Source organism: Methylocaldum marinum, assembly GCF_003584645.1.
Classification (GTDB): Bacteria; Pseudomonadota; Gammaproteobacteria; order Methylococcales; family Methylococcaceae; genus Methylocaldum; species Methylocaldum marinum.
Genome location: NZ_AP017928.1, coordinates 1,526,856 through 1,541,374 on the forward strand (window position 1 = coordinate 1,526,856; position 14,519 = coordinate 1,541,374).

10 protein-coding genes are annotated in these 14,519 nt (G+C 58.0%); 6 read left to right on the top strand and 4 right to left on the bottom strand.

All coding sequences use genetic code 11. The features are described from left to right. Positions 1 to 103 precede the first annotated feature (103 nt). The 3 genes from sS8_RS06620 to sS8_RS06630 are packed head-to-tail and all read right to left on the bottom strand — an operon-like array spanning position 104 to position 4,799. Positions 104 to 1,594 carry a SpoVR family protein gene (locus sS8_RS06620; protein WP_119628952.1) on the bottom strand — a complete coding sequence of 497 codons (1,491 nt, stop codon included), beginning with the start codon at positions 1,592 to 1,594 and terminating at the stop codon, positions 104 to 106. Further along, positions 1,591 to 2,853 (bottom strand): YeaH/YhbH family protein, encoded by a 1,263-nt coding sequence (locus tag sS8_RS06625; RefSeq protein WP_119628953.1) that lies wholly within the window; start codon positions 2,851 to 2,853, stop codon positions 1,591 to 1,593. Before sS8_RS06625 ends, sS8_RS06620 begins: the two co-directional genes overlap by 4 nt. Positions 2,854 to 2,876: 23 nt before the next feature. After that, complete coding sequence (locus tag sS8_RS06630) at positions 2,877 to 4,799, bottom strand: PrkA family serine protein kinase (RefSeq protein WP_119628954.1); 1,923 nt, start codon at positions 4,797 to 4,799, stop codon at positions 2,877 to 2,879. An 888-nt stretch (positions 4,800 to 5,687) separates the two neighbouring features. On the opposite strand from sS8_RS06630, the gene sS8_RS06635 reads away from it, so the two are divergent. The 6 genes from sS8_RS06635 to sS8_RS06660 all read left to right on the top strand — a co-directional run bounded on the left by sS8_RS06635 (position 5,688) and on the right by sS8_RS06660 (position 13,036). Further along, complete coding sequence (locus tag sS8_RS06635; RefSeq protein ID WP_232020543.1) at positions 5,688 to 6,842, top strand: ABC transporter substrate-binding protein; 1,155 nt, start codon at positions 5,688 to 5,690, stop codon at positions 6,840 to 6,842. After that, positions 6,839 to 7,699 (top strand): carbohydrate ABC transporter permease, encoded by an 861-nt coding sequence (locus tag sS8_RS06640; protein ID WP_119628956.1) that lies wholly within the window; start codon positions 6,839 to 6,841, stop codon positions 7,697 to 7,699. The genes sS8_RS06635 and sS8_RS06640 overlap by 4 nt, the downstream gene beginning before the upstream one ends. Before the next feature lie 4 nt (positions 7,700 to 7,703). Beyond that, positions 7,704 to 8,540: a carbohydrate ABC transporter permease gene (locus sS8_RS06645; protein WP_119628957.1), complete on the top strand. Its 837-nt coding sequence runs from the start codon at positions 7,704 to 7,706 to the stop codon at positions 8,538 to 8,540. A 19-nt stretch (positions 8,541 to 8,559) separates the two neighbouring features. After that, positions 8,560 to 9,711 carry an ABC transporter ATP-binding protein gene (locus sS8_RS06650; RefSeq protein WP_119628958.1) on the top strand — a complete coding sequence of 384 codons (1,152 nt, stop codon included), beginning with the start codon at positions 8,560 to 8,562 and terminating at the stop codon, positions 9,709 to 9,711. An 86-nt stretch (positions 9,712 to 9,797) separates the two neighbouring features. Beyond that, the gene (locus tag sS8_RS06655; RefSeq protein ID WP_119628959.1) at positions 9,798 to 11,585 is read left to right on the top strand and encodes a glycoside hydrolase family 15 protein; all 1,788 of its coding nucleotides are present in this window, start codon (positions 9,798 to 9,800) and stop codon (positions 11,583 to 11,585) included. Positions 11,586 to 11,830: 245 nt separating this feature from the next. Further along, complete coding sequence (locus tag sS8_RS06660) at positions 11,831 to 13,036, top strand: PAS domain-containing sensor histidine kinase (RefSeq protein WP_170160977.1); 1,206 nt, start codon at positions 11,831 to 11,833, stop codon at positions 13,034 to 13,036. A gap of 103 nt (positions 13,037 to 13,139) precedes the next feature. On the opposite strand, the gene sS8_RS06665 is transcribed toward sS8_RS06660, so the two are convergent. Next, on the bottom strand, positions 13,140 to 14,105 hold the full coding sequence (locus tag sS8_RS06665) for an IS110 family RNA-guided transposase (protein WP_084161956.1): 966 nt from the start codon (positions 14,103 to 14,105) through the stop codon (positions 13,140 to 13,142). Positions 14,106 to 14,519: the final 414 nt, after the last annotated feature.

The following is a 14,519-nucleotide window of genomic DNA, read 5'->3' on the forward strand; positions in this document are numbered from 1 at the left end:
TCCCCAACCAGGTCTTCGGCTTGGGAAAACCGTCTGGTCTAGGATTCGAGAACATCCTCATAGTCCACGGCACACCCTCCATCCGGCCAGGAACAAATCCCGTTCAATCGCATTCGTAAGATTTCTGGATCCGTCCGTTCTCATCCACGGTTTCGAGTCGCGCCTTGAATCCCCACAGCCGCCGTACATGCCGCAGCATCTCGTTGGTGCTCTCGCCCAAGGGACGGCGATAATGCTGGTAATGGCGCAGGGTCAAGGACCGGTCGCCCCGGGTATCTACCCGATAGACCTGAATGCTGGGCTCCAAGGTGCCGAGGTTGTATTGATCCGAGAGTACCTGGCGAACGGCTCGATAGCCGTCCTCATCATGAATATGGGTGATTTCCAGTTCGTCGTTCAAGTCGTCGTCGAGCACGCTAAACAACTTGAAGTCCCGAATGACCTGGGGCGAAAGATATTGGGCGATGAAGCTCTCGTCCTTGAAATTACGCATGGCGAAGTCCATTGCCTTGACCCAGTCGCTGCCGGCGAGATCGGGGAACCATCTGCGATCTTCATCGGTGGGATGCTCGCAGACGCGCCGAATGTCGCTCATCATGGCGAACCCCAAGGCGTATGGATTGATGCCCGAAAAATAATTGCTGTAGTACGGCGGCTGACTGATGACGTTGGTGTGCGATTGCAAAAATTCCAGCATGAAACCGTCGGTCACCAGCCCTTCGTCATACAGCTTATTCAGCAGGGTATAGTGCCAGAAAGTTGCCCAACCCTCGTTCATCACCTTGGTTTGACGCTGCGGATAGAGGTATTGCGCAATCTTGCGGACGATCCGGATGACTTCGCGCTGCCAGGATTCCAGCAGCGGCGCGTTCTTTTCGAAGAAATAGAGCAGATTCTCCTCGGGCTCGGCCGGAAACTGGGGCGTCGGGTCGTGAAAGTATCTTTCCTTCTTGGGAACGGTCCGCAACCATAGATCGTTGATCTGCGACTGAAGATATTCCTCCCGCTCCTTCTGTCTATGCTTCTCCTCGCTCATCGAAAGCGGCGGCGGCCGGCGGTAACGGTCGACGCCGTAGTTCATCAAGGCATGGCAGGAGTCCAGCAGCTCCTCGACGGCCGCGACGCCGTAACGCTCTTCGCATTCGGCGATGTAATTGCGGGCGAACACCAGGTAATCGATGATGGCGTCGGCGTTGGTCCAGGTCTTGAAAAGGTAATTGTTCTTGAAAAAGGAATTATGGCCGTAACAAGCATGGGCGATGACCAGCGCCTGCATGGTCATGCTGTTCTCTTCCATGAGATAGGCGATACACGGGTTGGAGTTGATGACCAGCTCGTAGGCCAGGCCCATGTACCCGCGCCGATAACTTTTCTCGACCGTCAGAAACTGCTTGCCGAAAGACCAGTGTGGGTAGAACACCGGCATGCCGGTGCTCGAATAGCAGTCCATCATCTGTTCCGAGGTGATGACCTCGATTTGGTTCGGGTAAGTATCCAGGCAGAAATCCGCCGCGATTCGGCCGATCTCGATGTCGTAGCTCTGAAGGAGATCGAAAGTCCATTCGGAGCCTTCGGAAATAGGTTTGCGCCTCATGCCTGCTGCTTCTTGAAGAGTTCTCTAAAGACGGGATAAATGTCCGCGGCGCTGTAAATCGGCTGCATGGCGAAATTCGGCCAGTATTCCGCAACCTTTTCGTATTCCATCCACAGGCTGTGGGGCTCGTGGTTATTGATCTCGATATAGGCGTAATACTGCACGCTCGGCATGATATCCTCGATCAGCAAGCGCGAACAATTCGTCGAATCCTCGGGCCAGTTGTCGCCGTCGGACGCTTGCGCGCCGTAGATGTTCCAGTCATCCGAAGGATAGCGGTCGCGAATGATGTCTTTCATCATCTCGAGCGCACTCGAAACCACCGTCCCGCCGGTTTCCCGCGAATAGAAGAAATCCTGCTCGTCCACTTCCAGTGCCACCGTGTGATGGCGAATGAAGACCACGTCCGTCTTTTCGTAATTCCGCGTGAGAAACAGGTATAGCAGCAAGAAGAAGCGTTTAGCGAGATTCTTTTTTACTTCGTCCATGGAGCCGGATACGTCCATCAGGCAAAACATCACGGCCTGGGTGCTCGGCTTCGGAACCTGAATGCGATTCCGGTAACGCAGATCCAGCGTGTCGAGAAACGGCACGGCCCGAATTTTGCGCTCCAGCATGGCGATCTCCTCGCTCAATTCGGCGACATGCTCCTCGTCAGGCTTTTCCTCATCGAGCAGGGCCGCGAGCTGGGCTTCCAGCTCCCGCTTGCGGTCCGCCGATGGCGCGCGCAGGGCCGTTCGTCGCGCCAGGGCCTCCCGCATGGAACGGATGACATGCAGGTTTGAGGGAGATCCGTCACTGGTAAAGCCCGCATGCTGGCTCTTGAAGGCGGCTTCCCTCGCCAATTGCCGCTTCACCATGTTCGGCAGTTCCAAATCTTCGAAAATGAATTCCAGGAACTCTTCGCGAGACAACTCGAATACGAATTCATCCATGCCCTCGCCGCTGTCACTGGCGCGGTTGCCGGAACCGCCCTCGCCGCCTTCCGGCCGAGGGACCTTGTCGCCCGCGATGAATTCCTTGTTGCCGGGTTGCACGATTTCCCGCCGCCCGCCGTAGCCGTGCCGAAACGTCGGTTCCGAAATATCCTTGGTCGGAATCTGAATCTTTTCGCCACGCTCTACGTCGGTCACCGAGCGCTTGGCAACCGCGTCCGCAACGGCTTTGCGGATCTGGCCGCGGAAGCGCTGAAGAAAGCGCTGCCGGTTGACAGCGCTTTTGTTCTTGGGGTTCAAACGGCGGTCAATAAATTGGCTCATGGGCTTGAATACCTATCGCTCGGTTAGGAGGACTTGCGCACCCTGAGATACCATTCGCACAACAGTCGCACCTGTTTGGGCGTGTACCCTTTGTGAACCATGCGGTTCACGAATTCCTCATGCTTCTTCTGATCGTCCAGCGATGCCTTGGCATTGAAGGAGATCACCGGAAGCAGTTCCTCCGTATTGGCGAACATCTTCTTTTCGATGACCGCACGCAACTTTTCATAGCTGGTCCAAGCCGGATTCTTGCCGGCGTTCTTGGCGCGGGCGCGCAGCACGAAGTTCACCACCTCGTTGCGAAAATCCTTGGGATTGCTGATGCCGGCCGGCTTTTCGATCTTCTCGAGCTCCTCGTTGAGCGCCCTGCGGTCGAAACTCTCGCCCGTATCGGGATCGCGATACTCCTGGTCCTGTATCCAGTAGTCGGCATAGGTGACGTAGCGGTCGAAGATGTTCTGTCCGTACTCGGAATACGATTCCAGGTAGGCGGTCTGGATTTCCTTGCCGATGAAATCGACATAGCGCGGTACCAGGAATTCCTTGATGAAGCGCAAATAACGCTCCTGCACCTCCGGCGGGAACTGCTCCTGAGGAATCTGCTGTTCGATCGTGTAAAGCAAGTGAACAGGGTTAGCCGCGACTTCGGAATGGTCGAAGTTGAACACTTTCGACAGGATCTTGAACGCGAAGCGCGTGGAAAGCCCGGTCATTCCTTCGTCCACCCCGGCGAAGTCCCGGTATTCCAGATACGACTTCGCCTTCGGGTCGGTATCCTTCAGATTCTCGCCGTCATAGACCCGCATTTTCGAGTAAATGTTCGAGTTCTCCGGCTCCTTAAGCCTCGACAGCACCGCGAATTGCGCCAGCATTTTCAAGGTGTGCGGCGCACACGGCGAATCGGATAGCGAGCTATGGATAAGCAGCTTCTCGTAAATCTTGATCTCTTCCGAAACCCTAAGGCAATAAGGCACCTTGACCACGTAGACGCGGTCCAGAAACGCCTCGTTATTCTTGTTGTTCTTGAACTGCAGCCACTCGGACTCGTTCGAATGGGCCATGATGATGCCCTCGAAGGGGATGGCCGAAAGCCCCTCCGTGCCTTTGTAATTCCCTTCCTGAGTGGCGGTCAGGAGAGGATGCAGCACCTTGATCGGCGCCTTGAACATCTCCACGAATTCCATGATGCCGCGGTTGCCGAGGCAGAGGCCGCCGGAGAAGCTGTAGGCATCGGGATCATCCTGGCTGAAGCGCTCGAGCTTCCGGATGTCGACCTTGCCGACCAAGGACGAAATGTCCTGGTTGTTCTCGTCGCCCGGCTCGGTCTTCGACACCGCCCGCTGGTCGAGCATGGACGGACGCACCTTGACGACGCGGAACTTGGTGATGTCGCCATTGTACTCGTGCAGGCGCTTCACCGCCCAGGGCGACATGATCGTATTGAAATATCGGCGCGGAATGCCGTATTCGTTTTCGAGAATCGGGCCGTCCTCCTCGGGATCGAACAATCCCAGCGGCGATTCGTTAATGGGCGAACCCTTGATGGCGTAAAACGGCACCTGCTCCATGAGGTGCTTCAACTTCTCGGCCAGCGAAGACTTACCGCCTCCGACCGGGCCCAGCAAGTACAGAATCTGTTTGCGCTCTTCCAGCCCCTGAGCCGCGTGGCGGAAGAAAGCCACGATCTGCTCGATGGTTTCCTCCATGCCGAAGAAATCGGCAAAAGCCGGATAGCGCTTGATGACTTTGTTGGCAAAAATGCGCGAAAGACGCGGATCGAGCCGGGTGTCGACCAGCTCTGGCTCGCCGATGGCGATCAGCATGCGCTCGGCAGGGCTGGCGTAGGCTGTCGGATCCTTACGGCAGATTTCTAAATATTCCTGAAGCGAATACTCTTCTTCGCGCGCTTTCTCGTAGCGGGATTGATAGTGATCGAAGATACCCATAGATGCGAGGTCTCCTCTGCAATCAGCAGATGCTCAAAAAGGTCTTAACGTCTTCGGCGAGATGACCGCAAGCTGCCTCGTTCGATATGTTGCCGGTTGAGACAACGAGCGTATTTACTGTCCCTATCATAGCGAACGTGGCTGACTAATCCATCCGCACAATGGTATGCGGCGCTCGCGGCTCTTACCGCTAAGACGTAGCCTAACATATTTCGGTTCCTCGGCTGCGAGACACCAAAGAAAAACTTTATGCCAAAGAAAACCTCCTCGAGCATGTAACAAAATTGTTTCGCACTGCTTGCCGAGTGATACACAATACTTAAGCGATGGCCCGACTCGAATTTCCTCCGCGGTATTGTCCTCTTCACGAATTAGAAGAATTCGCCGGCAATACGTTCGGCGCAAACGATCAAAAGAGGCCGGAAAGTCACTTGACACGAAACCCGCGGCGATGTTCCACTTCGGGCACCCCTGTTTGAACCCGAACCGGTCTTGACCGCATCGATGGGCTAGACTAGAAATAATTTATGGATCCCGACGACTCTAAACTCAATCGATGTCGCCGCTTGGGTGAATCCTCCGCGCGTCCCATTCCCAGCATGGCGTTATTGCGCCTGGTTTTCCGGGGACGCCCCGACAATGCCATCGTGTCTCGCCGTCCGCTATCGGGGCACGTCCGAATTCCGGCCCTAAGCTGAATTCCGAAGACGAGCGGCTTTCCCTATGGATGTCTGCCGCCTCATTGTGAGGCGCCTCAATCGAGCAGCCCGCCGGCCGGTCCGAATCTCGGCGCGGCACTTCGTCACGTTATGGCGTCTGCTTTTCTTAACCTCTTTGGGTATTCTGACCAGTTCCTGCCGCGATCCGGAACCGGCTGGACCGCTTCGTTTGACCTGGTATGTATTCGACGAACCCTCCGGTGCTTTCCGGGAGGCCGCACGGCGCTGTACCGAGGCGGCGCGGGAGCGATACCGCATCGATGTCGTCTCGCTGCCGGCCGATGCCGATCAGCAGCGGGAACAATTGACGCGCCGCCTCGCCGCCGGCGACGAATCCATTGACATCATCGGCATGGACGTCATCTGGACCGCCGAATTCGCGGAAGCCGGCTGGATCCGCGAATGGCCGACGAGAGCGACACGGCGGGCGTCTGCCGGCCGCTTTCCAATCGCAGTTCAAACCGCCACTTATAAGAACATGCTTTGGGCAACGCCGTTCACGACCAACGTCCAGCTTCTCTGGTACCGGACCGACCGGATCCGGAAACCGCCGAAGACCTGGGACGAGATGATCGAGCTCGCGGAGAAGCTGGACAGGAACAATCGAATCCAGGCCCAGGGTGAACGCTATGAAGGTCTTACCGTCCTTTTCGTGTCCCTGCTCGCCTCGGCGGGCGGCAAGGTTCTGGACGCGGACGGAAGCCAGGTCTCCCTGGAGCCGGAGCCCACCCGGAAAGCTCTAAACGTTATGAAGCGGTTGGCGACTTCTCGCGCAGCCGATCCCGGGCTGTCGACCAACCGGGAAGACCAGGCGCGGCTCGCTTTCGAGACCGGCCGTTCGGCATTCATGCTGAATTACGGCTTCGTCTGGCCCAGCGCGCTCCAAAACGCGCCCGAGGTAGCGGCGAACATGGGCTGGACGCGCTGGCCCGGAGTCGTTCCGGACCGACCCAGCCGGGTGACGGTCGGCGGAATCGATCTCGCCGTCAGCACGTATTCACGCTATCCCGAACTCGCATTCGATGCGGCGGAATGCCTGGCAAGCAAGGACAACCAGCGGATCGCTGCGGAACGGGGCGGGCTTCCGCCGACTTTATACGCCCTCTACGACCATCCCGCGGTACGCCGCCGGCTGCCGTTCGCGGATCTGCTTCGTGCGACATTGAAAGACGCGGTGGAGCGTCCCCGGACACCGCTGTACACCGATATTTCCCTGGCCATCAGCCGCACCCTCCATCCGATGCGCGACATCAAGCCGGCTCGGGATGCGGCTCGTTTAAAGAAGGCCGTGCAGCGCGCACTGCGTTCGGAAGGTTTGCTATGAGGCGTGCCCAGAACCTCAAGGGCTGGCTTTTGTGCGCTCCCGCCCTGAGCGCGATGGCTCTGGTCACGGCCTACCCCGTGTTCTACGCCGTCCGTCTTTCACTTTATCGCTACGACCTGCGTCATACCGCCGACCCCGATTTTGTGGCTCTTCGCAACTATTTCAGCGTGTTAAGTTCCGAGGTCTGGTGGCAGGCACTCTGGAATACACTTCTGATCACGACGGTTTCGGTTTTTTTCGAACTGGTGCTCGGATTCGCTCTCGCGCTGCTCATGCATAGAGCGGTGTTCGGACGCAGTGCGCTCCGTTCGGCGGTCCTAGTACCTTACGCCATCATCACGGTGGTCGCCGCTCTGGCCTGGAAGTTCGCGTTCGATCCAACCACCGGCTTCGTCAACAGCCTGTTCGGTATCGAACGCGCCTGGCTCAACGAACACTGGTCGGCTTTCGCCGTCATCATCTTCAGCGAGGTCTGGAAAACGACGCCTTTCATGGCTCTTTTGCTGCTCGCCGGCTTGAGCTTGATACCCGACGATGTACTGAAAGCGGCTAAAGTCGATGGAGCGTCCGCAGTGCAGCGTTTCCGGCTGATCACCCTGCCCCTGGTCAAGCCATCCATTCTGGTGGCCCTGTTGTTCCGAAGCCTGGATGCGTTTCGCATTTTCGACTCGGTTTATGTTCTGACACGCGGCGCTCACGGCACCGAATCGGTGTCGGTGATCGGATACAACACGCTGATTGTCAGACTAAATCTGGGCTTGGGCTCGGCGGTATCCGTGCTGATCTTCTCGTGCACGCTCGCCATCGCACTGTTGTTCATCAAGGGCTTCGGAACGCCGTTGCTCCGCAAGGATTGATGATATGGCACTGAGATTCGCACGAACGGATCGGCTACTCGAGAGCTTGGGAGGTCTCCTCGCCATTGCTTACGCCCTGCTGCCGGTCATCTGGATCGTATCGCTGTCGCTCAAGCCGGGGTACGAACTCGGAGATGCGCGATTTTTCCCGAACACACTGAGCCTGGAACACTACCGAGCGGTCTTCGCCGACCCGCAATTTCCGGCAGCGCTCCTGAACTCGGTCGGCATCGCTTCGATCGCGACCGGCTTGTCCATACTGATCGCCATCTTCGCGGCCTACGCCATCGTTCGGCTCGAGTTTCGCGGCAAGCGCTGGATTTTTTACTGTACGCTCGCAGTCGCCATGTTTCCGCCGGTCTCGGTGATCGGCCCCCTATTCGAACTCTGGCGCACTCTGGAGCTTTTCGATACCTGGCCGGGCCTGATTCTCCCCTATCTGAGCTTCACCCTACCGCTCGCCATCTGGACCTTGACCGCTTTTTTCCGGGAGATTCCGTGGGACCTGGAGCGAGCAGCCCGAGTCGACGGCGCCACACCGGCGCAAGCCTTTCGGCTGATCATTCTGCCCCTGGTGGTGCCGGGCATCTTCGCCTCGGCGATTCTGGTCTTCATTTTCGCGTGGAACGATTTTTTGTTCGCCGCCTCCCTCACCTCGACCGATCGCGCTCGCACGGTACCGGTCGCCATAGCCTTCTTCACCGGAAGCTCCCAGTTCGAACTGCCCACCGGTTCCATCGCCGCCGCTTCGGTCGTGGTCACGATTCCCGTCACCGCGCTGGTTTTGGTATTCCAGCGCCGCATCATAGCCGGGCTTACCGCCGGAGCCGTCAAGGGCTGATAAATCAGTAGGAGAAGAAATGGCCGAAATTGTCTTCGATCATGTCAGCAAGCGCTACGCCGGTGGAGCGTGGGCGGTCAGAAAGGCGAATTTCACTGTCAAAGACGGGGAGTTCTTCATTCTGGTGGGACCGTCCGGCTGCGGCAAATCGACCCTGCTCAATATGATCGTCGGTCTGGAAGACATCACCGAAGGCGAACTCCGCATCGACGGACGAAGAGTCAACGAACTCGATCCCAAGGACAGAAACATGGCCATGGTGTTCCAGAGCTACGCGCTCTATCCTCACATGACCGTCGGGGATAACATTGCTTTTCCGCTCAAACTGGCCAAACTGGCGCGCAAGGAAATCAGGCAGAGAGTGGACGAGGTTGCGGCCATCCTCCAGCTGGAGCCGCTGCTCAACCGCAGGCCCTCGGACCTCTCCGGCGGACAGCGCCAGCGCGTCGCCATGGGACGGGCGATCGTGCGTAGACCCCAGGTGTTCCTATTGGATGAACCCTTATCGAATCTGGACGCCAGGCTGCGTGTTCAAATGCGCGGCGAAATCGCGGCTCTGCAGAAGCGTCTGGGCATTACGACCGTTTATGTCACCCACGACCAGACCGAAGCCATGGTGCTGGGTGACCGGGTAGCAATACTGCGAAGCGGCGAAGTCCAGCAAATCGGAACGCCCAGGGAACTGTACGATACCCCCCGTAACGAATTCGTCGCAGGTTTCATCGGCTCGCCTTCGATGAATTTTCTGAATGCCGAGATCCGCGATGAGCGCCTGCTGCTCCCCATGGGACCTTGCCCCCTCCCGGCTTCTTTCTCCTTCGAACGGGTCGGTGGCCGTAATGTCGTCGTCGGCATCCGTCCGGAGCATTTTTACCTGCCGAAAAAGGCGCATCGAGCCGAAACCGTCTTTCAGGCCAAAATCACCCTAGCCGAATGGCTGGGCGCCGACCTTTATCTTCATGTCCATCCGCTGCTGTCGCTCCCGGCTGCACCGGACGAATCGTTGCTTGGCGAGCCGGGACCCGATCGGGCCAAAAAACCCAGTCTGATCGTCCGTGCGCCGCCCGACCTCCCGCTTCAACGCGGCGATCAGATTGAATTGGCGTACCACGCCGCCAAGATTCATCTTTTCGACGCGGACACCGGAGAAAGTTTTTTGCGGAACCATTGAACCTGTCACCTGTCGAAGCGCCTTCGGTGATATGGCGCCCGTCGAGGTGCACTGCTTCAAACCTTCAAAACGAAGAGGGAACCGCTATGAGCAATCTCGAACTCGGCATTATCGGCAACTGCATGTACAGCGCTCTGATCGACCGCAAAGGGCGCGTCGTCTGGTGCTGCCTGCCCCGCTTCGACGGCGATCCGATCTTCTGCAGCCTGATCAACGGCGATGAGGATGACGTTCAGGAAGGATTCTTCGATATCGTAATCGACGATTTCTCGCATAGCGAACAGCACTACGAGCACAACACCGCAATCCTGGTTACCACGCTTTACGACCAGCACGGCGCCGCAGTGCAGATTACCGATTTCGCGCCCCGCTTCAGACGATACGGCCATATGCATCGTTCGCAGCGGCTGATCCGAAGGCTTCAGCCGATCAACGGAACGCCGCGGATTTCCATCAGAATGCGTCCGACCTATGATTACGGCGCCAGGCCCATGCAAACCATCCAGGGGTCGAACTATATCCAATATGTTGCGCCCGGGACCTGTTTCCGCATGAGCACGGACATGCCGGTCTCTTACATCCTGGACGAAACACCGTTCTTGCTGGAAGAGCCTTCGGCGCTCACTTTCGGTCCCGACGAACCGCTGCGCTATACGGTCGCCGAAGCCACCCGCGAAAGCTATGAACAAACCTTGCAGTACTGGCGTGAATGGACCCGATCGCTCTCCATACCTTTCGAATGGCAGAAAGCGGTAATCCGCGCCGCCATCACCCTCAAGCTGTGCTGTTTCGAGGAAACCGGCGCCGTCATTGCCGCCATGACCACATCGATCCCCGAAGCGGCCGGCACGGAACGCAACTGGGACTATCGCTATTGCTGGCTGCGCGACGCCTATTTCGTGGTGAGCGCGCTCAACCGGCTGGGAGCGACCGGCACCATGGAAGAATATCTGGACTACATCTCGAATATTGCCGCCGTGGCCGACGATAGACTACTTCAGCCGGTCTACGGCATCGCGCTCGAGAAAAAACTGATCGAGTGCACGATTCGCTCGCTCCGGGGCTATCGCAATCACAGACCGGTACGCGTCGGCAATCAGGCCTACGAGCACATCCAGAACGATATCTACGGCAGCGTGATCATGGCCGCCACCCAGGCCTTCTTCGACCGCCGCCTGGCCCATCCTGGAGACCGGCGTCTGTTCGAACGCCTGGAAAATCTCGGCCGCCAATGCACCAGGCTATACAACGTGCCGGACGCAAGCCTGTGGGAGTTCCGCGGCTTTTCCCGCGTCCACACATTTTCGGCGATCATGTGCTGGGCCGGCTGCGACCGGCTGGCGCGCATCGCCGATCACATGGAGTTGTATGACCGCGGCCAGTATTGGCACGCTCAGGCGGAGCGGATTCGGACCGAAATCGAGGCGAACGCCTACGATCCGGAACGCAATACCTTCGTCGGAAGCTTCGGCGGCTCCGAACTCGATGCCAGCCTCCTGCTCCTGCACGATCTGCAATTTCTGGCGGCGGACGACCCCCGCTTCATCGGCACCGTCGAGGCGGTGGAAAAGGAACTGCGCCGCGGCAATCACATGATGCGCTACATGGACCCGGACGACTTCGGCGCCCCCCGAAATGCGTTCAACATCTGCACCTTCTGGATGATAGGCGCGCTCGCAGCCATCGGCAGAACGGAAGACGCCCGCGGCATGTTCGAGGAAATGCTCAGCTGCCGCAACCACCTGGGCCTATTGTCCGAGGATATCGACCCCCAAACCGGAGAAATGTGGGGCAATTTTCCGCAGACCTATTCCATGGTCGGAATCATTCACTCGGCCATGGTTCTTTCCAAATCCTGGGAAGAAGCGTTTTAGCGTAAGAAACGGCGCCTTGGCGAGCGCGCGCGGATCGTTCCGTCCCGCCCGCGAGAGAAAACGAAGGGCGGAAAATACCGTGCCTCGTCGATATACGTAGCTCGAACGTTCACGTTTCGTTTATATTTCGCAAGGAGCGTTCGTACGCAGCCATCCGGATGAGGTGGCGTCCGGGTTTGAAGGCGTCGCGCTCCATTGGGGAATCAATCGTCAGCTTAATTTACGGACTCGAGCGGAGAACAAGGATGACCGAAAGGAAAAAAACCGTCGAATGGTTGCGCCGAATACTCGAAACCATTGCTCGCGGTTTCTTGATATCGAATACCGGCTCGCCCCTGCCTTATGCCTATCAGCAAACCGTCGGCCCCGAGGAATCATCCCCGAACCTCGGCAATACCCGCGAGACGGATGCCCTATCCTCCCAACGGCTTTTAGCGCAGGTCTTCGACGCCTGTTTACTGGTCGGCGTATATATTGTCCAAAACGGCAAATTCGTCTATGCCAACGATAAACTGGCAAAAATTTTCGGCTATCCGAAGGAGCGGCTGATCGGCATGCCGCCCGCTCGCCTGTTTCACGTCGACCACCGGAACTCGGAGGAAAGCCCTCCCGGCTTCCCGAGGAGACCGTCCGCGCACAAAGCGAGAGGCGTCAGGAACGACGGTGAACTCTTCTGGATCAGGCGGAGCGAGGTCCCAATCGCGCACAACGGATCTCCCGCCATTCTCGGAAACGTCGTCGACCTTACCCCCGAAAAACGGTTGAACGACGTCGTTTTACGATCGAAACACGAGCTCAAACTTCTGTCGGAAAAGCTTCTAAGCGCCCAGGAACAAGAACGCAAGCGCATCGCTTCCGAACTTCACGACACCGTCGGGCAGTATCTTAGCGCCATCAAGTTCAGTCTGGACAACGTCAACGTTCTGCTCGAAGGCGGCCAGGTCGCATCGGGCCTGAGATCCTTGCGGGCACTCCTGCCCGTGATCCAGGAGGCCATCTTCGAGGTGAGGCGAATTTCAATGGATTTGCGGCCGGCGATTCTCGACGATTTGGGGCTTCTCGCAACTTTGAGCTGGCACTGTCGTACGTTTCAGGACATCTACGCCAATATCGCCATCGAAAAACAAATCGAGATACAGGAAGGCGACGTACCCGCCAAATTGAGAACCACGATTTACCGAATCGTTCAGGAAGCCTTGAACAATGTCGCGAAACATGCCAAAGCGGATCGCGTCGTCCTTGGATTAGGAAAGACCGGGGCCGCGATCGAACTCATCGTCACCGACAACGGTTGCGGGTTCGACGTCGGCGAGGTGTTGAAAGGCGATTTAGGGGAACGCGGGCTGGGTCTCGCGGGGATGCGTCAGCGCTGCGAAAGCTCGGGCGGATCCTTGCACATCGATTCTTCGTCCGGAACGGGAACTATCATTCGCGCGGTATGGCCTAGCTAGGGAATTTTCATTACCTCCCGCACGGCCATTCCGGAATAGCGGCTTCGTCGGCAAGGGATCGCCGACCTACAACCGTACACCCTTGTAGATACTGTTATCCGGGTCAAGTGCCATGGAGTGCTGGATCGAAGGGTTTTCCGGACTTGAGGACGCCGAAAGCGACCTGGAGGAGCTTGCGCATCATGGCACCGATGATGAGCTTGGCGGGCTTGCCCGAGAGCGCGAGACGGTTCTTGAAGGGCTGGCCCCAAGCGGTCTTATACAGGATCACCATGGCCGGCATGTAGAGGGCTTTGCGCAAGAAGGCATGGCCGACTTTGGACAGCCGCGGCTTGGTTTTCACGCTCGTTCCGGACTCCTGCCGGCGCGGGTCGAGCCCGGCGAAGGCGACGGCTTGTCGGCTATTGGCGAAGCGGCTGGGCTCGGCATAGAAGGCGAGCAGAATGGCGATGGTGCGTTCCCCGATACCGGGGATGCTCTCGAGTAATTCGCGCTTCCCCTTCAGATCGGGGTTAGAGTCGATGTGCTCATTGATGGTTTTGATCAGGCTCTTGATCTGCTGATCGAGCCAATTCAGGTGTTCTTGAATGTTGGTGCGCACCGCGTCCCGGGCGACCTCCAGGCGGTTACTTTCCTGGGTCCGCAGGGCTTGCAACGCATCCAGACGCAACACGAGCGCGCGTAAGGCGATTTCGGCTTCGCTTCTCGCCTGCCAGGGAGGCGGATGGCGCTCGGCGCAAAATTCGGCGATGAGGCGCGCATCGACGGCATCGGTTTTGGTCCGGGTTAAGCGGGAAGCGGCATAGGCTTTGATTTGGGCGGGGTTGATGACGCTGACAGTGAACCCTTGGGTAGCCAAGCACTGGGCGACGTCTTCCCAATACACCCCAGTGGCTTCCATACACACGTGAACATTCCGTGCCTCTGGGCCGGTGAGCCAAGTGACGAGGGTGGCGAACCCGTCTTGGGAGTTGGCGATGACTTTGGTTCGGAACTTCCCGTTGGGGAGGCGTAACGCGCAGTCCAGTTTGGCTTTGGCGACATCAATTCCGAGATAAAACGTGGGCATCATGAACCTCAAATGATCTACCTTGTGAATGCGGGCTGCCGGCAAGCCGGGCCGAAGATACTGTTCGATCGCTCGATGAGGGTGAGCGACTGCTGCATCGATCTACGCAACGGGCTTGGTGTCCCAAGGGCGGGAACGGCATCCAGTCGCTCAAACCTGGAGCGCCCTCCAGGCCTGTGGTGACCGGTCGGGAGTCTTCTCCAACCCCTTCCGAACCACACGGAATTCATAATACAAGGTCGGGAAGCCTTTCCCGACGTCACGGCCCGTTCGAGCGGCTGCGTCGGCAAGGGATTGCCGACCTACAACCGTGCCACCCTGTAGGTCGGGAAGCCTTTCCCGACGTCACGGCCCGTTCGAGCGGCTGCGTCGGCAAGGGATTGCCGACCTACAACCGTGCCACCCTGTAGGTCG

What these genes read in the sequence shown, in the direction of transcription:
- sS8_RS06655 (WP_119628959.1), top strand. Translation starts at nt 9,798, where the DNA reads ATGAGCAATCTCGAACTCGGCATTATCGGCAACTGCATGTACAGCGCT.
- sS8_RS06665 (WP_084161956.1), bottom strand. Translation starts at nt 14,105, where the DNA reads ATGCCCACGTTTTATCTCGGAATTGATGTCGCCAAAGCCAAACTGGAC.
- sS8_RS06625 (WP_119628953.1), bottom strand. Translation starts at nt 2,853, where the DNA reads ATGAGCCAATTTATTGACCGCCGTTTGAACCCCAAGAACAAAAGCGCT.
- sS8_RS06640 (WP_119628956.1), top strand. Translation starts at nt 6,839, where the DNA reads ATGAGGCGTGCCCAGAACCTCAAGGGCTGGCTTTTGTGCGCTCCCGCC.
- sS8_RS06630 (WP_119628954.1), bottom strand. Translation starts at nt 4,799, where the DNA reads ATGGGTATCTTCGATCACTATCAATCCCGCTACGAGAAAGCGCGCGAA.
- sS8_RS06660 (WP_170160977.1), top strand. Translation starts at nt 11,831, where the DNA reads ATGACCGAAAGGAAAAAAACCGTCGAATGGTTGCGCCGAATACTCGAA.
- sS8_RS06645 (WP_119628957.1), top strand. Translation starts at nt 7,704, where the DNA reads ATGGCACTGAGATTCGCACGAACGGATCGGCTACTCGAGAGCTTGGGA.
- sS8_RS06650 (WP_119628958.1), top strand. Translation starts at nt 8,560, where the DNA reads ATGGCCGAAATTGTCTTCGATCATGTCAGCAAGCGCTACGCCGGTGGA.
- sS8_RS06620 (WP_119628952.1), bottom strand. Translation starts at nt 1,594, where the DNA reads ATGAGGCGCAAACCTATTTCCGAAGGCTCCGAATGGACTTTCGATCTC.